An 18696-nucleotide genomic window follows, 5' to 3' on the forward strand; every position below is an offset into this window, starting at 1 on the left:
GCCTCATGATAGCATAAATTCTCTCTTTTAGGGCGAGATTTCTCGAATTTTAGAGAGGCTCTGTGTATTCTGTATTTTTATGGGATAAAATTTTGGATAGGAAAGATCATGTTGATTGCAGACAAAAATAATTCTGTTGAATGGAATGACGTCCGCCGTCCTGAAAAAGAAGTTCTAGAGGGGCGCTATGTTTCTTTAGAACCTCTTGCACTTTCCCATGCTGGGGATCTTTATGAGGTGTTCTCTCAACGCAAAAAAGAAGAAAGATATTTATATCTTCCAGCGTTTCCACCAGCTTCAGAAGAAGATGTAAGAGGTTTTATTCAAGAGTTTTTAGCCAATGATGCGTTCCTTTTTTTTGCAGTAGTGAATAAAGCGACAAAAAAAGCTGAGGGACATTTCGCTTTGATGCGCATAGATGAAAAAAACGGTGTTGCAGAAATCGGCTGGGTGCTTTGGGGGGCTTCTTTGGCGCGGACACGTCGTGCGACAGAGGCTGTCTTTTTGGCAGCTGATTATATTTTTTCTTTAGGCTATCGGCGTTTAGAATGGAAGTGCGATAATTTAAACGAAGCATCGAAGCGAGCAGCTCAGCGTTTTGGTTTCCAGTTTGAAGGTATTTTCCGTCAACATTTGGTCGTAAAAGGAAAAAATAGGGACACAGCCTGGTTTTCAATTTTAGATAAAGATTGGCCAGCTTTAAGAGAAGAATATGAACGCTGGCTTTCTCCTAGAAACTTTGATTTAGAGGGAGCCGCAGAAAAGCCGTTTAATGTTTTAATGGCGTATCTATGCGGTTTTTCTTATCTCATTTTCTGCCAGCGTAAGGCCAGCTTTTTTTGCGAGCGTTTCTAAGGCCTCTATATAAAAAAGGGGTACTTTATTAAGATTTGGAATGTTTTTCTGGAAGGACAAGAAAAGGGTGGAGATGGCTTCCTGTTCTGTTTTTCTTTTGGGAGCATAGGTGCTGAGCATCGTATAGATCGGTAGATTTGAGTTAAAACGGAGGCCTAAGTTAAGGAGAGGGAATTTTCCCCATTGTATCGGGGAGGTTAAGCGTAAGCTGCTGCAAGATGAAAAGAAATATTCAGGAGACGGGGCTTGCACAAAGGCGGAGTCTGCATTCTTTGCATAGCGTTCAAAAAGTTGTTTTCGAATATTTGCTTGTTTAAAAACATCTATGGATTTTGAAATTTCTGTAAGAGAAGTTTCTTCCGATACTGAAAGATTTTTTAGATAAAAACGATTGCCCGGATTTTTATCCTTAGCTTGACGAATATTGATAGGGACAAGGATAGAAAGTCCTGCATCTTGCGGCAAAGGTAGTGCCTGATAGGTTTTTCGCCACTGCCAAATTGCTTTCCCCATGAGATATAAATAGACATCATTCCCTGAGACTGAGAAACGTTTCCCAATCTGAGGTAGAATTGAAGCAGGGAATTGTAGTGTTTTATTTTCAATATGTGTTTTAGAAGGCGTCTCCTGCCAAAAATTTACATTCTTTTTAGCCTCTGGAGGGAGTTTTAAAAGTTCAGGAGCTGTTTCAGAAATTGATTGAGACGCTCCAGAAATATCGCACGCGACGGGAGAAGAAGCGCTTTTAAATGAAAAAAGCGTTTGAATCATTGTTATAAGCGCACCGCCGTCCATTACTTCGTGACGGACACAGAATACAATAGTGAATTTATTCTCTGCATATCCTTTAAAGAGAAAGACACGCCATGGGGTCGTAAAAGGAAGTTTTTGGTTCAGAAGGAAATGAATTTCATTCTCTAACGTTGTTTCTGAGAGTGTTTTCTCTGTGATGAGTTGATCCAATTGAGGAAGATAAGATTCCCATTGAAAATGAGGGGATTCGCCTTTTAGAAAATGTGTGAGAACGGGAAGCTGTTGGAGATTATTTTGAAAAAGAGTTCTTAGGGCTTTAATGGTCGGGGGATTTTGATTGTTTAAAGCAAATTCCAAAGAGCAGACAATCGTTGTCGTAAATTCTGGCGGGAGAGGTATTTCCTCGTTAGAAAAACGGAAAACTGTTTCTGAAATTCCAGGAGGCAACAAATGAGAACCAGATTGAGGCATAAAATCTCTGTAAGACTTATTGATTAGCGCTTTTAATGAGCTGTACTCAGTAAAATAAAAAGATTTAAGAGTGTTTAGAATAGAAAAGGCACTCTCTAGAGAGTGCCTTTTCTTTATTTATTAAGCAAGAAAAGCTTAATAACGGTATGTGTCTGGTTTAAATGGACCATCAACAGGGACACCAATATATTCAGCCTGATGTGGTTTCATTTTAGAAAGTTTTGCGCCAACTTTTTCAAGGTGAAGGGCAGCCACTTTTTCATCTAGTTTTTTAGGTAAAACATAGACTTTGTTTTCATACTGACCTTCTTTGGCATTCCAAAGTTCAATCTGGGCCAAGGTCTGATTTGTGAAAGAAGAGGACATCACATAGGAAGGGTGACCCGTTGCGTTGCCGAGATTGACGAGGCGTCCTTCGGAAAGCAGAATAATACGGCGGTTTGGCGCAAGTTCAATTTCATCAACTTGAGGTTTGATGTTGTTCCATGTGAATTCACGTAAATGGTTGACTTGAATTTCGCTATCGAAATGACCAATGTTACAGACAATCGCACGATCTTTCATTTCCTTGATATGTTCAAGGGTAATGATGTCTTCATTTCCTGTGCAGGTTACGAAAATATCGCCACGGGGAGCTGCATCTTCCATTGTGACAACTTCATAACCTTCCATGGCGGCTTGAAGCGCACAAATTGGATCGACTTCGGTTACCAGCACACGGCAGCCTGCATTGCGCAAACTTGCGGCAGAACCTTTGCCGACATCGCCATAGCCAGCGACAACAGCAACTTTACCAGCCATCATAACGTCTGTACCGCGGCGGATTGCGTCAACAAGACTTTCACGGCAGCCATAAAGATTATCAAATTTGGATTTTGTTACACTATCATTGACGTTAATAGCAGGAACTTTAAGTTCGCCATTTTTTTCCATTTTCCAGAGACGGTGAATGCCCGTTGTGGTCTCTTCGGAAAGGCCACGTACATTTTTAAGAAGTTCTGGATATTTGTCATGCATCATGACAGTGAGGTCACCGCCATCGTCCAAAATCATGTTAGGTGTCCAGCCATCTGGACCATGAATTGTCTGCTCAATGCACCAGTTAAAGTCTTCCTCGGAAAGACCTTTCCAAGCAAATACAGGAATGCCAGCTGCAGCGATAGCCGCAGCCGCCTGATCCTGTGTTGAAAAAACGTTGCAGCTTGACCAGCGGACTTCTGCACCGAGAGCAATCAGGGTCTCAATGAGAACGGCTGTTTGAATGGTCATGTGAAGGCAGCCAGCAATACGTGCTCCTTTAAGAGGTTGGGAAGCACCATACTCTTTGCGAAGTGCCATAAGACCTGGCATTTCGCCTTCGGCGATAGAAATTTCTTTGCGTCCCCAATCAGCGAGGGAAAGGTCGCGGACTTTAAAATCCTGTGTCATGTAGTCGTTTCTTCCTATTAAAAATGGTGGCTTTAATTATAGAGATTATTTCTAAGTTTTTATAGACGTACCCTGATAATGGCTGAAATTTCGACAGGCGTATTAAGCGGAAGGCTAGAAACCCCTACGGCAAAACGGGAGTGACGCCCTTTTTCACCAAAAATATCAACAGCAAGATCAGACGCACCATTGATAATTTGAGCATGGTCGTAAAATGCAGATTCAGCTGCAACAAAGCCCTGAATTTGAACGATTTCTTCTAAAGCAGAAAGGTCGCCTTTCACCGATTCTTTAAATTGCGCTAAAATATTAATAAAGCAAAGTTCGGCTGCTTTTTTTGCATTTTCAAGAGAGACTTCTTTTCCGACCTTTCCCGTGAAAGGCAATTTCCTATCTTGGAGGGGAAGCTGACCTGAAATAAAAATTAGGTCACCAGCTTGCTTAAAGGGAAGGTAGTTTGCAACGGATTTTGCAGGTGTCGGAAGTGTTATGTTTAAAGCTGCTAGTTTTTCTTCAGGATTGGACATGATTTACTCCGAGTAACATGAGGGTTAGTCTAAATTAAGTTGGCCTGTAACACAGATTTTGGAATAGCCACCGACAAAAATTTCTTTTTTAGAATTGAGACGGATGAAAACTTCCCCATTTCTTTGGATCGCTTTTCCTTGTTTTGCGGTGTAACTTTCGTCAGGATGAAGTTGACCTTTTTCTAAGCGAAAGGCCGCAACTGCACCATTTCCACTACCACAAATAGGGTCTTCGCGGACGCCAACAGGAATAGCAAAAGAACGCATTTCAATGGTGCGATGATCTGGATATTTTGCAAATAGGCTTATGCCGATTGCGTTAAACGTCTTACAAAGCTCAAGGCATGTTTGCGTGTCATATTGAATTTCCAAAAGCGCTTCTGGTGTTTGAATTTCGCCAACAATCCAAACTGGACCAACATTTACAGCGCTGGCTTCTTTATTTTTTATATTTGTACCAAGGCAGGTTTGAAGCTTGTCGATTTCTTCATTATTCAGTTTTTCAAAATGGGTTGCGGGAAGTTTCAAAAAAAGCTTTTCAGGATCTTTAAGATCGCAACGAATCGAAATTAAGCCAGCGATGCATTCTTGAAAAATTTTAGCTTTTTCTCCAAATTCTCGGCGTGTTTTTCGAATAGCATAGGCGCTTCCGATGGTTGGATGTCCGGCAAAAGGAAGTTCTTTTTCGGGGGTAAAGATGCGCAACTGATAATCTGCTTTTGGATTTTTGGGAGGCAAGACAAAAGTTGTCTCAGAAAGATTCGTCCACCGAGCAATATTTTGCATTTCCTCAGAGGTTAAGTTGTCTGCCTCTAGAACAACAGCAACTGGATTTCCTTCAAAAGAAGATTGTGTAAAAACGTCAATGACTTGATATTTTATCATATTGCGTACCCTTCTTTATGAGACCGTTTGCTATTTTATAATCCTAGAGCAGAAAGGGAAGGAAAGTCATCGGGGCGCTTTTTATCTTCCCAAAGAAGCTTGCGCTCATTTTTATTAATTTTGACATCATTGATAGAGGCATGACGTTCGGACATTTGGCCATTGCTCGCAAAAAGCCAGTTTTCGTTTCCATAAGATCGCCAATATTGTCCTGCTTTATCTCGCCATTCATATGCAAACCGGACAGCAATCTTATTGCTATTAAAGGCCCATAAGGATTTTATGAGCTTATAGTCTTGTTCTTTTTGCCATTTTTCTGTGAGAAAAGCGATAATTTCTGCCCTGCCAGAAAGAAAGGAATCACGGTTACGCCATTGACTGTTTTCGGTGTAGGCAAGAGCTACTTTTTCGGGATTTCGACTGTTCCAAGCATTTTCGGCCATTCGAACTTTTTGAAGCGCGTTTTCTTTCGTAAAAGGCGGCAGGGGAGGAAAATTCTGTTTCATCTATTTTTCTTCATAAGCATAAAAAGGATTTCTTAATGTGAAATCTTTATTTATGAGGCTCTTTGAAGTCTTTTGCAAAAGAACAGATAATTTTCTGCTAAATAGAAAGCAATAAGGCAAGCTTTTCTCTATTGTTTCAATTGAGGAAATTTTTAGATGATTACTTTGTGACTGAAATAGAGATGAATATTCCAGTATCATGGCAATTTATGTGACCCTAAGGAGCAAGAGAAAGATGAAACGCCGTCATTTTTGCAAAGGTTTGGGGGCAGCAGGCTTAGGGATGATGTTGCCACGTCAAATGAAAGCGCAGGAATTTGTGCCTTATTATATGCCAGCAGAAAGTGCACGCCATTCTTTGACTTGGATGGCTTATTATGCTTCGCCAGCAATTTGGGGCGATGAGTTAGCACCTTATGTTAAAAATGAACTAGAGGAAATTGCTTGCACGATTGCAGAATTTGAGCAGGTTAATTTGTTAGTGCGTCCAGAAGATTATGCAGAGGCCTGTGGTGTTTTTAAAGATGAGCTTGATATTTTCCTCGTTCAAGCGGACTTAAATGATTGCTGGCTTCGGGATTCAGGGCCGACTTTTGTTTTGCCAGAAAAGATAAAAGAGGGCTCAAAGCTAGGCGTTATTGATTTTAATTTTAACGGCTGGGGCGATAAGCAATTCCATAAGGAAGACAGTAAGATTGCTAATTTTATTGGGAATAAGATTAGGGCGGAAATTTTAGAGACACAGCTGACACTTGAGGGGGGGGCTCTAGAGGTCGATGGCGAGGGAACGCTTATTTTGACAGAAAGCTGTGTTCTTAATGATAATCGAAATCCTGATCGATCAAAAGAATCCGTTGAGGCAGATTTGAAAGCCTTGTTAGGTGTTGAAAAGATTATTTGGCTGAAAGGCGAAAAAGATATCGACATTACAGATTCTCATACAGATTTCTATACACGTTTTATTAAGCCTGGCCAGATTTTTGTTTCCCTTGAAACGGATGATTATTCACCAGATTATCGTTTAACCCGGGAAAATTTAGAGATTTTGGAAAAGGCAACAGATGCCAAAGGGCGTAAACTTTTGGTAACCACAATGGATACGCCATCAGACCCCAAGCAGAGATTTCAAACAGAGGATTTTGCGGCGAGTTACCTTAATCATTATTTGGTCAATGGGGGGGTGATTATGCCTTTTTATGGCGATAAGGAATCTGACAAAGAGGCAAAAATTCGTCTGATGCAGGCTTTTCCAGACCGTAAAGTTGTTGGTATTGAAATTGATGCGATCGCCGCAGGTGGAGGTGGCATTCATTGCGTGACACAGCAACAGCCGATGCTTTATGATAAATCAAAAAGCTAAATCTTACTTTTTCATTAGGGCGCTGTATCGACGAGAAGGACTTCGCTTTCTTCTAAAGCTTTAAGAGAGAGTATCTTCTCGTCTTCAATAGCTGCGCCATCGCCCTTTTTGAGTAGAAATCCATTTAGGTCGATTTTCCCTGCGGAAACAACGAGGTAGCCAAGGCGATCGTTTTCAAAATGATATTCCTCTTTTTGCCCTTGGTGAAATGCCATACCGAGGACTTTTGCATCGCTATTTATTTTCAAAGCCGTTTTATCGCTTTCAAGGTTTGAGGCGAGAACATCGAATTTTCCTTCTCGCCGGGCTTTGGGAAATTCTTTTTGATTCCAAGAGGGGGGGAGGGATTTTCGATTTGTTTCTATCCAAATTTGAAAGATGCGGGTTTCTTCATTTTCAAGATTATATTCACTATGGCGAATGCCAGATCCTGCTGTCATGACCTGAACATTTCCAGCTATTGTCTTCCCTTTATGCCCTTGACTGTCTTGATGGGAGATAGCGCCTTGCCGAACAAAGGTGATAATTTCCATATCTTGGTGAGCATGTGGAGGAAATCCAGCCTTTGATGCGATGATGTCATCATTCCAGACTCTTAATTTTCCCCATCCCATACGGGCAGGATTAAAATAATTAGCAAAAGAAAAATGGTAGCGTGTTTGCAGCCAGCCATAATCTTCCTGTCCTAAATGCATGTAGGGACGAAGTTCAATCATATTGTGCCTCATAATCCCAAGAGGGATTGGTTTGAATATATTTCAGAGTGAGAGTTATGGCTGAGCCGTCTCCTATTCAAGAGATAAGGTCTTTTTTATGGCGTGTGTACTTCTTTGAGGCATTGTTGGAATAAGGGCAGAATACGGTGACTTCCTGAAAGGGAGAGGTTAAAAGAAATGCCTTTTTGTGACTGAAAATGTATTTTTTCATTTTTTATAAGCTGCCGTATCAAAGTCTCTTTTTCTTTTGGTGAGAGCGTTGTGCTCAAAGTCAAAGAATCAACAGGATAAAATGTTTTTTCAAGTTTAAAGGGAAGTGCCGTCAATAGAATTTTTGACGTGTCTTTCGAGGATAAGCGCCAAGATTTATTTGTGAGCGTTAGGGAAAATTCATTTTCAATTCCCCTAAGGGTTACGGCATAAGGTACAGAATCTGCAAGTGCGAGACAGACAAAAGTCTGATTGCCACTTGCATTCATTTTTGGAAGATAGCTCCAATTTCCTGCTTTTTCTGAAACATAGACAGTATGAGGCTGGACGTTGGGCAGATTGCTCGCATGAACATTTTTTCCAAACAGGAAAAGAGGTAAAAGCAGACAGAGAGAGAAAAGAAATTTCATCTCTCAAAAATATCATTTCACAAAGCAGAGCGCACCTCTTTTTCTCTTGAGATTTTCTTGTATGAGAGGGAAGATTGAATGGATGGGCGAAGTTGTATTGATGGCGTATAAATAAAAAGAGCGCTGAATTTTCAGAAGTCAAAGAATGAGAAATAAGATGATGAATGAAATTAAATGTCCTTATTGCGGTAAAGAAGTCCCTGTTGAAGCCACGGCCTATGCTGCGATTGTAAAACAGGTTCATGATCAAGAATTTTATGAGGCATTAACGGAACGACTTAAACTCATTGAAGAGGCGAAGGAAAAAGATTTAGAGCTAGTCGAAGAGAGAGTTGCCCGTGATTATGATAAAAAATCAGCTGAGGCGCAGGATCGCATTAAAGATTTAGAAAGAAAGCTTCAAACTTTTGAAGAAAAGCAGAAACAGTTTGAAGCGGATAAAAAACAGGTTGCTGAATTAGCAGAGAGTAGGGCAAAAGACGAATCTCGTACACTTGTCTTTGAAGCTGAGAAGAAAATACAGGCTTTAGAAGGAAAGTTGAGGGAGAAAGAAACAGAAACAAAATTAGCTGTGACCGAAGCTGTTTCTCAAGCTGAAAAAGAACGTGATAAGCTCAAAAACGATTTGGATCGTTCAAAGCTGGAGAGAGAAAGTGCAGAAAATTCTCTTAAAGAAAGCTATGAAGTTAAGCTTAGGGATCGAGAAAGTGAGATTCAGCGATTGCAGGATATGAAGGCACGTCTTTCTACAAAAATGGTTGGAGAAACTTTAGAACAGCATTGTGAGATTGAATTCAATAAAAACAGGGCTTTAGGCTTTCAAACTGCTTATTTTGAAAAAGATAATGATGCGAGGACGGGCTCTAAAGGCGATTATATTTTTAAAGAATCTGATTTAGAGGGAAATGAAATCGTTTCCATCATGTTTGAAATGAAAAATGAAAATAGCGAAACGGCAACGAAAAAGAAAAATGAAGATTTCTTTAAGGAGCTGGATAAAGACCGTAGAGAGAAGAAATGTGAGTATGCAGTTCTCGTTTCTATGCTGGAGGCTGATAATGATTACTACAATACGGGCATTGTCGATGTGTCGCACCGTTATGAAAAAATGTATGTTATTCGGCCACAATTTTTTATGCAGCTGATTGGATTGCTGCGAAATTCTGGGCAAAAATCTTTGGAATATAAGGCAGAATTGGCGCAGGTGAAGGCGCAAAATCTAGATGTGACAAATTTTGAAAATAAGCTTGTGGATTTTCAAAATGCTTTTGGTAAAAATTATGAAACAGCGAGTAAACATTTTCAAAAAGCGATTGAGGAAATTGATAAATCAATCAGCCATTTGGAAAAAACCAGAAAAGCGCTTGTAACAACAGACAATCAGCTCCGCCTTGCAAATGATAAAGCCCAAAGCGTTTCGATTAAAAAACTTACTCGAGGTAACCCAACGATGAGTGAAAAATTCAAAAAATTAGAGGAATAGATCTGGAAAGGAGAGCTTAAAGCTCTCCTTCTCTTCTTCTATTTCCAAAACTGAATCCTTGTCTGTCCAGCCAGTCTTCAGGGCCTTGTCTGGAAGTGCCAAAAAGACATTTAGAAGCGGCGCTGATAGAGGTAAATTTGACATTTCTTAAGAAGATGAGCTTATTTCCCTCTATTTTTAGAGCATTATCATGCAGAAGGTCTGATCTGGCGCTTCTTTCTTTTTGAAAATAGTCTTCCTGTGTCATTTCTGATCGCCCAATAGACCCTGCTGAGACAATCCATCCATTGCCTTGAGTAGCAGGTGTCCCTTTGGCACAAATACCCTCGGCTTTACAGGTAAAAATCTCGGCATCTTCTTCGCTGTATAATCCGCTATAAAAAGGCCAGATTTTTTTTGCTATATTAAAGAATGCGATCCCTCTCTCTTTAATAGAAGTATAGTTCCACTGATTCGTTTTAAGGATTTCGCTGTTAATTTTAAACGGCGTTTTTTGTAAGCAACGTTTAAGATCGTCAAAATAGGTGAAAGCACCTTTCCTGGGTAAGTAATCCTCTTCACGGATTAGTGCGAGATTTCCGAAAGTAAGGGCGTGTTCTTTGCAATCATTTATTTCTTGTGAAGAAAAGCCTCTCGTCCAGCTTTCAGAAGGGTTTTCTGGAAAAATAGGCAGAAGTCGGCTATTTTTAAGAGAGAATTTTCCAGAGGATTCTTTTTCAATTTCTGAAAGAATGAAGAAGCTTAAACCTCCGCCTGCCTTTTTATTTAAATCCGTAAGAGGAGTATCAAGGAAGGAACGTTTGAATTCTCTATCTGAAGGCCAGCGACCAGAACCGCTGATGCTGGATAAAAATTCTGTAATAAATGTGGAGATATTTGAAAAGTTGCGACCTGTTTCCCTTAATTTAATACAAAGGTCAGAAAACACTTTGTCTTCGGCATTCGCCGTAAAACAGCAAACATCACGTCTTAGAAAGTAACTTTCCATAATTTTAAGTGATGCAAGGACGTCTTCTTCTAATTCTGGTTCTTTTAAAAATTCTTCTATAAGAATTAGAATGACAGAAGAGGCGCTCGCACAGCCGATATGCCGTAGTCTATCAAAGGATTTTTGAATTTTAGGAGGAATAATTTCTTCATCTGTTTTTTGAGAAAAAGCTTTAAAATAAGGAGCGATCTTTGCGAGTGTCCTTAGGGTAGAAAGAAGCTCTTCTTTTCGATTTAGTTCATCGAAAAGTTTTTTGCCTTTTTCGTAAATGGCTTTTTTAGTAATTTTTGAGCCATGTGAAATCATCCAACGGCGAAAAAATTCCTGTTCAATTTTTTTGTCTTGCTCTGTTTGAAAGAGCTTATCCATTTTCTCCCAACTTTCCGCTGAGTTTTTTTCTTGAAGATGGACATCTCCAAAGAGCATCATGGAATGATTGCGTAAAAGATCTGTTTGATTAAGAGGAAGACCTTTACCATTTAAGCTTTCGAAAACGCCGTAGGCATCATCATCTTTTTCTAGAGAAATCCAGACAACTTTTAGACGCTGAACACCTTTTTCAAAGATTTTATTAAGCCATTCTTCTAAAGAAAGATCGTTTTCTGCAGGCTGTTTAAGTTTAGAAGCAAAAAAAGTAACAGCTTTTTCCATTAAGTGATCTTGTTCAGAAAATCCTTCACCTAATAGCAAGTTGATGTAAGTGGAAAGATCTGCTTTTTGAGGCAGAATTTTAAGTTTTTTGTTGTCTTTTTTGTACTGATTGATGAGATAGCGATTTTGAATTTCTTCAGCTCTGGATTTGCAGCCTAGGTTTCGGAATTTATTGCGAAGCGCAACAAGAAAAAGTGAAACCGTTGTGAGGCGCTGTTGGCCATCGACTAGGAGAAGCTCTTGCACATGGTTTTCATTGCCAGGTTTAGGAGAAGTTACGATGGATCCCGTAAAATGCGTTGCGCTGTTTTCATCATTTTCAGCTAATTCACTGATGTCCTGATAAAGTGTTTCCCAGTTGGATTTTTGCCAAGAGTAGGAGCGCTGGAAAAGAGGAAGGATGAATTGAAGGTCACCTTTTTCTAGGCCAGAAAGAATACGTTCGTCTTTAACTTGCATGTTTTTAAGCTTTACAATGGCTACATTAAGTTCAGAAGATCACATTCGAGATCCGGAGACAAGAGGCGGATATTTTTAAATTTTTGAGAAATATTATCTCTTTTCTCTGGTTTAAAACGTCCTTGAGGAAGAGTATGAGGCAGAGGAATATTCTTTTTGATTCCCCGTCAAGAATGAGAAAGGGATGATGATGCGCCAAGAGAGTTTAGAAAAAACAGTTCTTTCGCCTTTTGCCTTATTGACCGCAGAAGATACGGCCAAGATGGATCAAGCCGCAGGAGATCATCTTGATTCATTGATGGAAAATGCAGGCCGTGCCTGTGCCGATGTTTTTTGTGAACATGTTTCTTCTGAAAATTCTGTTTTAATTGCCGTTGGGGCTGGAAATAATGGCGGTGACGGATATGTCATGGCCCATTATTTGAAAGAGCGTGGGTATCAAGTAGCGGTGGCAGCATGGCAGCCCCCTAAAACAGAATTAGCGCAAAAAGCTTCTAAACGCTGGGCTTTTGAAGGAAAAATGGTTGATTTTTCTGTCGCAGAAGCTGGCAAATATGCGTGGGTTATAGACGGTATTTTTGGTGCAGGATTTTCTTCAGAAAGATTACTGCCTTTAGAGATTTCGACTTTTTTTAAGGCGGCAAAAAATTTGCTGGCCATAGATGTCCCCAGTGGGGTTGCATCGAATGATGGGAAGTTATGTGGTGATGTTGCTGATTATGATTTAACAGTTACTTTTACCCGTAAACGCCCTGCGCATCTTTTATCTCCAGCAAGTAGAAAATGTGGCTTTGTTGAGGTTCGTGAGATTGGCATACCTTTAGAGGCGCTTAGCGCTGTTGATGTAAAAATTTTTTATAATCAGCCCGGCCTTTGGCATCTTCCGCTTCAAGCTGTCGGGAATGGCTATAATAAATATAGCCGTGGGGTTGTCAGTATCGTGAGTGGTGCGTTAATGCCCGGCGCAGCCTGTCTCTCTGCGGAAGGCGCTCGGCGGAGCGGAGCAGGTATTGTTAGGGTTGCCTCTCCTAAAGAAGCGCTTCTTCCTCTTTTTTTAAGAACGCCGGGTTTGATCGTGGATTTAGAACCCCTTGAAGTTCTGCTTCAAAATCCAAAAAGTAACGTTTGGGTTTGTGGGCCAGGCTTAACAAAGGAGGAGGCTTCTGAGGCTTTTCAGTATTTTTCTAGTGCGGATGTGCATCTTATTGCGGATGCAGGATTGCTTGGAATGGCCTCTGGAAATCCTTCTTGTTTAAAAGGGGTGAGTTTATTAACGCCGCATGAAGGGGAATTTAGCCGTTTATTTGGAACTGAAGGGACGTTCAACCTGAGGGAAAATGAAGGAAGCCGAATGGTTGCGGCGCTTGCAGGCGCTCGTTTGTTGAATGCGGTGCTTTTACTTAAAGGGGAGGAGACTATTATTGCCTCTCCAGATGGGCGTGTTGCGATTAACACCCATGCAACACCTGCTTTGGCAACAGCTGGATCGGGCGATGTGCTTTCTGGTGTTGCGGGAACGTGCCTAGCCTCTGGCTTGGAGGTTTGGGAGGCTGCTTGCGCCGCTGCTTGGCTTCATGGCGAGGCTGGCAGAAGGGCGGCAAAAAAGGAAGGTGGCTGGCCAATTGCAGAAGATGTTGCAAGAGAGCTGGGGCATGCAAGACAAGCCGCAGAGGAAGCGCACAGAAGCAGATAGGCTTATTTTATTTCAAGCTGCTCTTCAAAAAATTCCCAAAAGATATTGGCCATTTCCTCTGGCGTGAAACCATTTTTAGAAGGGCGTTCTGCGATAGAAAGCTTTGTCCGAATGTTTGAACGCTGTTTTTTAGAGCGCCCCCAGCCAAGGGAAGAAGGGCCTTCAATGACTTCCAAAATACAGGAAGGTTTGTTCGAAATTTCCATGCGCCCATTGCCTGTTAGGAGAAACTCTCCCATTGAAATGGCAAAATTACCATCTTTAAGAGTCCCTTCATGATAGCAAAGCAGGGAAGGAGGAAGACCGCTTCCCATTTTAATGGCAACAGGATCGCTTCGGCTGGCAACGGTCAGGGAGGCTTCTGCGAGACTCTTGTCTTGGTCAGAGATTTTAGCGGTGAAATGCGTTTCCGAGTGAATACTTAATTCTGTTTTAAGTGCGGGATTTTCTTCTTGATATTTCAGGAGTCTTTTCTGAAAGATCCAGCAAATTGTCTGCAAACTCTGACGCACGAATTCTTGCCGATCTTTTTCTGAATTTTTTAAAGGCGTGACACTGATCGCTTCATTGGCGGGCAAAGGAACCGGTTTTGCTTTTAAAATATCCTGAGAGGTTTTGATAATTGGCGTAGGAATAGCTTTATAGTCTGGATTTTTAGAGAGGCATTCTGCTTTTTGAAGATATAAGGAAAGACGGTTTAGAATTTGATCCCAGGGCTCTTTCGGATTTTTTTTCCAGCCTTCGGCATAGGTCACAATACGTTTATCTTTTGGAAGGGTAAGACGCTGAATCGTACCAGAGATAGAGGTCCAATGGCATTCTTTCCAAGCAATCGGGAGAAGGCTTAATTTGCCAGCAAGATGAAGTTGCAAGGCGATATAAAGCTCATCTCGGCAAGCGCCATTATAAACATAATCTTGCGTAAAAAGTGCGATGAAAATATCGGCATTTTCAATTTGCTTTTTTTTCTCGGCAGAGACGGTTAACGCTCTTTTTTCGTCTGTATCTTGCAGGATTTCTAAGCGACCAGATTGTGTAAAGGCTTCACATTGTTTTTCAACTTCTCGTGCGCCAGCTTTGTCTTTAACTGCATAGGACAAGAAAGCTCGTACCGTCATTTTCGATGCCTTTCTTTGAGTGTTTAGTCTCTTTATCTTTGAATTTCTTGTGAGAAGTATAGCGTAAAACCGCTTGAAAAGAGAGTCTCTGCCATCGGAGGAATTTCATTTTGTACTAAAATAGTCTATTTATGCGTTTGTTTAAGAGTATTTGAAATACAACTTATTGAAGAAGGTAATTATAGATGACGGAAACGAAACAGCTAACCGCAGAAGAAGATATTATTTTTACCATTCAGCACGGCTGTAGCGTCCTCGGGGGCAATAAGCTTGATATGGAGCGTCATAAGGATCATGCACTGACCATGATCGCTGAAGCGGCAAGACGTCTGCCCGAAAAAGATGAGGGAACAGATGCTCAAATTGTAGAGCAGGTCATGAATGAGCTTGTGATGGATTCAGGATCGCCAGAACGCAGAGTTGCCAGCCATCAGAGCTATGCAAAACTCTTTGCACGCAAATTTGCCCTTCTTATCAGAGAAGAACTGACAAAAGCGCAAGCTTAATGGCCGAGCTTTTCGGCAATTCGCATTATAGACAGCTTCTTTATTTAATTGTGTGGATAAGAGCTCATAAGAAAGCTCAGATTTTCTATGAAAAAATAAGAAAAATAAAAAGAGATTTCTAAGTATGGTTTCTTAAAAAAGCATAGCGTAGAGTTAGGGTCTCGTTTAGTCTTACAAAAAGCTCTTCGTTCTGAAAACGTTTAAGAATCAGCGGATTCTTTAGCAGAAATTTTAGCGATAGCTTTGTGGATTATTTTTAGAATAACTGAAAATTTAAACGTTGAGGAAAGGGTTACTTTGTGGAAGGCATCTTACATTTTTTGGCGAAGAGTTTGGGTGTTTCCGTTAAAGCAGTGGTCAAAATAATAGCGATCATTCTTGCAATTTGTACGTTAGGGTATTTACTGCCTTGGGCAATTGCTGTGTGCCGAGGAACAAATAATACGGTTTCTATCTTTTTCGTGAATTTGTTTTTTGGTTGGACGCTCATTATTTGGATTGTTTGTCTTATAATGGCGTTGAAATAAAGAATTTAATGGGCTGGGCTTTCTAGCAAGGCTTGATAGTATCAAAGGTCATTTATGAAGCGTTTTCTCTTGTTTCTCGCTTTCTATCCATCATTTGCGCTTGCTGATAGCAACTGCCCAGCACTCTTTTTGCATGGTGTAGAGCCACTAACAGGAAAGCGAATTGCGACCCTGTGTAAAGAAGGTTATGCAGTCGGTTTCTCGAAGCAAATGAAGGAGCCACTTTGGAGCTCTGAGCATCTTACAAGAACGAGCGTTCTTAATGCTCAAGCTTTCCGTGCTCCTCAAGTTTTCCATAGAGATACTAAAATAGCTTCAGGATATCAGGCGACGCTTGCAGATTATAGGAAATCTGGCTGGCGAAAAGGCTGTCTAGCCCCTTCAGGAGATATGCCCAACAAGAGTGCTAGAAGGGAAAGTTTTGCGTTTACGAATGTTATACCTCAAAACGAACTGATGAGCTCTCGTATTTGGAGTAAAATAGAGTTTCGCACGAGGTTAGAAGCGAGAACAAATGGTGACGTGTACGCTGTTACAGGCCCTGCTTTTCTAGAACATAAAGGCACGGTTGGACGTAATCAGATCAAAATACCAAGTCATATTTGGAAAGCCGTTTATGATGTAAATCAAGGGAATGGATGGTCTGTTCTTTGTGAGAATAATTCAGCCCCTAAGTGTAAGAAGATGCCTATTTTCGAGCTTGAGAAAAAGATTGGCATAACGGTTTTCGGGTAGAGATATTCTATTTATCTTTTTGTGTTTAAGATAATATTCTCAAAAGCTTTAGAAAAAAGCTCTTACTAAAAAAGAGATCATTCAGTAACCTAGGAAACACGAATCAAGATACAAACTTAAAGCTGCTAAATTAAGCAGGAATTTACTGAGCAGGAAGCTTGGAAGTTTTCATAAAATCTCCCAGAATTTAGCAGAATATACTGCATTCTGGTGGAGCTTAGGGGAGTCGAACCCCTGGCCTTGTCATTGCGAACGACACGCTCTACCAACTGAGCTAAAGCCCCACGAAAGCCGAAACTTTACGCAAACCATCAAATACTCTTTTTTCAGGTAAGGTCAAGAGGGATTTTGCTTAGAAAAGAGGATTGAAGGCGTGTTATCTTCTCATTTTTTGCAAAATACGTTAGATCTTAGGGGTAATTTGGATTGTAAAAGCTCGACAAAGAGCTGAATTGGAAAATGAACGTGCAGTATTTAGTGACTGTTTTTAATCTACTTTTTTTCTTAATGGACGCATATATATACGTCATTATTGCTTACTGTATTGTTGGGACAGTGCTGACCTTCGGTCTCATCAATCCAGATAATCGTTTTATGGTTTCAGTCTATCAGGTGCTGGTGAATCTTGTTGAACCAGCGCTTGCACCTTTTCGTGCGATTATACCGCAGATTGGTATGATTGACCTTTCGCCATTAGCACTTTTGCTGACGCTTCAGTTCCTTTTGCCCTATATTTTAAGGAGCATTTTGCACGGCCTTATTGGACTTTACGGCGTTTATTAAGGATTGCTGTAAGTTCCTTTTCTCTCAAGGGAATAAAAGGATAGCAAACAAAGGAAAAAAGCGACAGACTGGAAAATCAAAAAAATGTGAGATACAAAGAAAAGTCTTCTCGAAGACTTTAATTTACACTTCATTTTCTTAAGGTCTTAACCCATGCCATCTTCTAAAAAATCGTTAATGCCAGCTAAAAAGCATTCAAAGGCATCTATAAATAAAGTCCTCAAGATGATTGAGGAGCAAAATATTGATTTCGCAGATCTCCGATTCACAAGTCCAGATGGCAAATGGAATCATGTGGCGCAAGCCGTCGAGACTTTAACAGTCGAAAGTTTTGAAGAGGGCTTTCTCTTTGATGCGTCTTCGATTCCAGGGTGGCAGGCGATTGACCAAGCGGACATGGCGTTAATTCCAGATCCAGAGACAGCTGTTTTAGATCCATTTTCAGCCCGTCCGCAACTTATTCTCCTTTGTGATGTTGTGAATCCTGTCAATGGTGCGCTATATCCGCGCGATCCTCGTGCAACAGCCCGCCGTGCAGAGGCTTATTTAAAAAGCACTGGCATTGGCGATGAGGCTTTCTTTGGGCCAGAAGGGGAGTTTTTTATTTTTGATAATGCCCGTTTTGGCGTTGGAGGCCATTACAGCACTTATAATTTGGAAAGCACCGAGGGCGCTGAAGCCGGCTTAAAAAATTATGCCGAAGGTAATTTTGGGCATCGTCCTGGCCATAATGGCGGCTATATGAAGAGCAATCCTGTGGATAGCGAACAGGACCTTCGTGCAGAGATGCTTTCGCTTATGGCAGAGATGGGCTTAAATCCAGAACGTCACCATCATGAAGTCGCACGTTCTCAGCATGAACTCGGTATTCGTTTTGCTTCCTTGATTAAGGCGGCGGATAACATGCAGATTTATAAATATTGCGTTATCAATGCCGCGGCTTCTTACGGTAAAACAGTTACCTTCATGCCAAAACCAATTTTGGGTGAAAATGGTTCAGGAATGCATGTTCATCAGTCTATTTGGAAAGAAGGCAAGCCTGTTTTTGCAGGTAAGGAATATGTTGGGCTTTCTGAAACGGCGCTCTATTACATTGGCGGTATTTTGCATCATGCAAAAGCATTAAATGCTTTAACCAATCCTTCGACAAACTCCTATAAGCGTTTACTCCCAGGTTTTGAAGCCCCTGTTCTTTTGGCTTATTCTGCTGCGAACCGCTCTGCCTCTTGCCGTATTCCTCTGGTTAATAATCCAAAAGGAAAGCGTGTTGAGGTACGTTTCCCAGATGCGACATCTAATCCATATCTTGCATTTTCTGCGATGCTCATGGCAGGTCTTGATGGGATTAAAAGAAAAATTCATCCAGGTGAAGCCATGTCAGGAAATCTTTATGAGCTTCCTGAAAAAGAGCGGAATAAAATTCCAACAGTGTGCCATTCTTTGCGTTCAGCCTTGCAGGCTTTGAAAGAAGACCATGAGTTCTTACTAGAAGGGGGCGTCTTCACAAAAGAGCAAATTCAGGCGCATATTGATTTGAAAATGAAAGATGTATTGCGTTTGGAAAAAAGCCCACATCCTGTGGAATTTGAGATGTACTATTCTCTCTAAGACTCCTTAGAAAGCTAGAAATAA

Annotated in this window: 18 protein-coding genes and 1 tRNA gene; 9 read left to right on the forward strand and 10 right to left on the reverse strand. The window is 40.9% G+C overall.

The window, feature by feature from the left end; genetic code table 11:
* Positions 1-108 precede the first annotated feature (108 nt).
* Positions 109-855, forward strand: coding sequence for a GNAT family N-acetyltransferase (locus FAI40_07160; protein QCE35131.1), 747 nt, complete (start codon positions 109-111; stop codon positions 853-855).
* Here the strand turns inward: FAI40_07160 and FAI40_07165 are convergent.
* The 5 genes from FAI40_07165 to FAI40_07185 form a co-directional block, all read right to left on the reverse strand.
* Positions 790-2079, reverse strand: a complete 1290-nt coding sequence (locus FAI40_07165; protein QCE35132.1) for a hypothetical protein — start codon at positions 2077-2079, stop codon at positions 790-792. The two genes, FAI40_07160 and FAI40_07165, sit on opposite strands and share 66 nt — an antisense overlap.
* Before the next feature lie 135 nt (positions 2080-2214).
* Positions 2215-3507: an adenosylhomocysteinase gene (locus FAI40_07170; protein ID QCE35133.1), complete on the reverse strand. Its 1293-nt coding sequence runs from the start codon at positions 3505-3507 to the stop codon at positions 2215-2217.
* 59 nt (positions 3508-3566) lie between these two features.
* Entirely contained in the window at positions 3567-4037 is a 471-nt protein-coding gene (locus FAI40_07175) for a RidA family protein (protein ID QCE35134.1), read from the reverse strand.
* A gap of 21 nt (positions 4038-4058) precedes the next feature.
* Complete coding sequence (locus FAI40_07180; GenBank protein QCE35135.1) at positions 4059-4919, reverse strand: PhzF family phenazine biosynthesis protein; 861 nt, start codon at positions 4917-4919, stop codon at positions 4059-4061.
* A gap of 35 nt (positions 4920-4954) precedes the next feature.
* On the reverse strand, positions 4955-5425 hold the full coding sequence (locus tag FAI40_07185; protein QCE35136.1) for a nuclear transport factor 2 family protein: 471 nt from the start codon (positions 5423-5425) through the stop codon (positions 4955-4957).
* 235 nt (positions 5426-5660) lie between these two features.
* On the opposite strand from FAI40_07185, the gene FAI40_07190 reads away from it, so the two are divergent.
* Complete coding sequence (locus tag FAI40_07190) at positions 5661-6785, forward strand: agmatine deiminase family protein (protein ID QCE35137.1); 1125 nt, start codon at positions 5661-5663, stop codon at positions 6783-6785.
* Positions 6786-6799: 14 nt separating this feature from the next.
* Here FAI40_07190 and FAI40_07195 read toward each other — a convergent pair whose 3' ends face one another.
* Positions 6800-7501: a pirin family protein gene (locus tag FAI40_07195; GenBank protein QCE35138.1), complete on the reverse strand. Its 702-nt coding sequence runs from the start codon at positions 7499-7501 to the stop codon at positions 6800-6802.
* 95 nt (positions 7502-7596) lie between these two features.
* Positions 7597-8121 (reverse strand): hypothetical protein, encoded by a 525-nt coding sequence (locus tag FAI40_07200; protein ID QCE35139.1) that lies wholly within the window; start codon positions 8119-8121, stop codon positions 7597-7599.
* Positions 8122-8281: 160 nt separating this feature from the next.
* Here FAI40_07200 and FAI40_07205 point away from each other — a divergent pair, with 160 nt between their 5' ends.
* Positions 8282-9604: a DUF2130 domain-containing protein gene (locus FAI40_07205; GenBank protein QCE35776.1), complete on the forward strand. Its 1323-nt coding sequence runs from the start codon at positions 8282-8284 to the stop codon at positions 9602-9604.
* A gap of 16 nt (positions 9605-9620) precedes the next feature.
* Here FAI40_07205 and FAI40_07210 read toward each other — a convergent pair whose 3' ends face one another.
* A complete protein-coding gene (locus FAI40_07210; protein QCE35140.1) occupies positions 9621-11702 on the reverse strand; it encodes a DUF4357 domain-containing protein in 2082 nt (693 codons plus the stop codon).
* 184 nt (positions 11703-11886) lie between these two features.
* Between FAI40_07210 and FAI40_07215 the strand changes: the two genes are divergently transcribed.
* Positions 11887-13395, forward strand: a complete 1509-nt coding sequence (locus FAI40_07215; GenBank protein QCE35141.1) for an NAD(P)H-hydrate dehydratase — start codon at positions 11887-11889, stop codon at positions 13393-13395.
* A 2-nt stretch (positions 13396-13397) separates the two neighbouring features.
* On the opposite strand, the gene FAI40_07220 is transcribed toward FAI40_07215, so the two are convergent.
* The gene (locus FAI40_07220; GenBank protein ID QCE35142.1) at positions 13398-14513 is read right to left on the reverse strand and encodes a TIR domain-containing protein; all 1116 of its coding nucleotides are present in this window, start codon (positions 14511-14513) and stop codon (positions 13398-13400) included.
* Between the two features lie 185 nt (positions 14514-14698).
* On the opposite strand from FAI40_07220, the gene FAI40_07225 reads away from it, so the two are divergent.
* The 3 genes from FAI40_07225 (at position 14699) to FAI40_07235 (ending at position 16281) form a co-directional block, all read left to right on the forward strand.
* Positions 14699-15019 (forward strand): hypothetical protein, encoded by a 321-nt coding sequence (locus tag FAI40_07225; protein ID QCE35143.1) that lies wholly within the window; start codon positions 14699-14701, stop codon positions 15017-15019.
* A gap of 332 nt (positions 15020-15351) precedes the next feature.
* The gene (locus FAI40_07230) at positions 15352-15546 is read left to right on the forward strand and encodes a superinfection immunity protein (protein ID QCE35777.1); all 195 of its coding nucleotides are present in this window, start codon (positions 15352-15354) and stop codon (positions 15544-15546) included.
* Positions 15547-15600: 54 nt separating this feature from the next.
* Positions 15601-16281 carry a DNA/RNA non-specific endonuclease gene (locus tag FAI40_07235; GenBank protein QCE35144.1) on the forward strand — a complete coding sequence of 227 codons (681 nt, stop codon included), beginning with the start codon at positions 15601-15603 and terminating at the stop codon, positions 16279-16281.
* Positions 16282-16489: 208 nt separating this feature from the next.
* Here FAI40_07235 and FAI40_07240 read toward each other — a convergent pair.
* Positions 16490-16565: transfer RNA gene (locus FAI40_07240), tRNA-Ala, on the reverse strand.
* A gap of 175 nt (positions 16566-16740) precedes the next feature.
* On the opposite strand from FAI40_07240, the gene FAI40_07245 reads away from it, so the two are divergent.
* Both FAI40_07245 and glnA read left to right on the forward strand, forming a co-directional pair.
* The gene (locus FAI40_07245) at positions 16741-17064 is read left to right on the forward strand and encodes a YggT family protein (GenBank protein ID QCE35145.1); all 324 of its coding nucleotides are present in this window, start codon (positions 16741-16743) and stop codon (positions 17062-17064) included.
* Positions 17065-17289: 225 nt separating this feature from the next.
* On the forward strand, positions 17290-18672 hold the full coding sequence (glnA, locus tag FAI40_07250) for a type I glutamate--ammonia ligase (protein ID QCE35778.1): 1383 nt from the start codon (positions 17290-17292) through the stop codon (positions 18670-18672).
* The last annotated feature ends 24 nt before the right edge of the window (positions 18673-18696 follow it).

Source organism: Acetobacteraceae bacterium, from assembly GCA_004843345.1.
Lineage (GTDB): Bacteria > Pseudomonadota > Alphaproteobacteria > Acetobacterales > Acetobacteraceae.

Coding starts and splice junctions, on each gene's coding strand:
- FAI40_07160 (QCE35131.1), top strand. CDS start 109: ATGTTGATTGCAGACAAAAATAATTCTGTTGAATGGAATGACGTCCGC.
- FAI40_07165 (QCE35132.1), bottom strand. CDS start 2,079: ATGCCTCAATCTGGTTCTCATTTGTTGCCTCCTGGAATTTCAGAAACA.
- FAI40_07170 (QCE35133.1), bottom strand. CDS start 3,507: ATGACACAGGATTTTAAAGTCCGCGACCTTTCCCTCGCTGATTGGGGA.
- FAI40_07180 (QCE35135.1), bottom strand. CDS start 4,919: ATGATAAAATATCAAGTCATTGACGTTTTTACACAATCTTCTTTTGAA.
- FAI40_07185 (QCE35136.1), bottom strand. CDS start 5,425: ATGAAACAGAATTTTCCTCCCCTGCCGCCTTTTACGAAAGAAAACGCG.
- FAI40_07190 (QCE35137.1), top strand. CDS start 5,661: ATGAAACGCCGTCATTTTTGCAAAGGTTTGGGGGCAGCAGGCTTAGGG.
- FAI40_07195 (QCE35138.1), bottom strand. CDS start 7,501: ATGATTGAACTTCGTCCCTACATGCATTTAGGACAGGAAGATTATGGC.
- FAI40_07200 (QCE35139.1), bottom strand. CDS start 8,121: ATGAAATTTCTTTTCTCTCTCTGTCTGCTTTTACCTCTTTTCCTGTTT.
- FAI40_07205 (QCE35776.1), top strand. CDS start 8,282: ATGAATGAAATTAAATGTCCTTATTGCGGTAAAGAAGTCCCTGTTGAA.
- FAI40_07210 (QCE35140.1), bottom strand. CDS start 11,702: ATGCAAGTTAAAGACGAACGTATTCTTTCTGGCCTAGAAAAAGGTGAC.
- FAI40_07215 (QCE35141.1), top strand. CDS start 11,887: ATGATGATGCGCCAAGAGAGTTTAGAAAAAACAGTTCTTTCGCCTTTT.
- FAI40_07220 (QCE35142.1), bottom strand. CDS start 14,513: ATGACGGTACGAGCTTTCTTGTCCTATGCAGTTAAAGACAAAGCTGGC.
- FAI40_07225 (QCE35143.1), top strand. CDS start 14,699: ATGACGGAAACGAAACAGCTAACCGCAGAAGAAGATATTATTTTTACC.
- FAI40_07235 (QCE35144.1), top strand. CDS start 15,601: ATGAAGCGTTTTCTCTTGTTTCTCGCTTTCTATCCATCATTTGCGCTT.
- FAI40_07245 (QCE35145.1), top strand. CDS start 16,741: ATGAACGTGCAGTATTTAGTGACTGTTTTTAATCTACTTTTTTTCTTA.
- glnA (QCE35778.1), top strand. CDS start 17,290: ATGATTGAGGAGCAAAATATTGATTTCGCAGATCTCCGATTCACAAGT.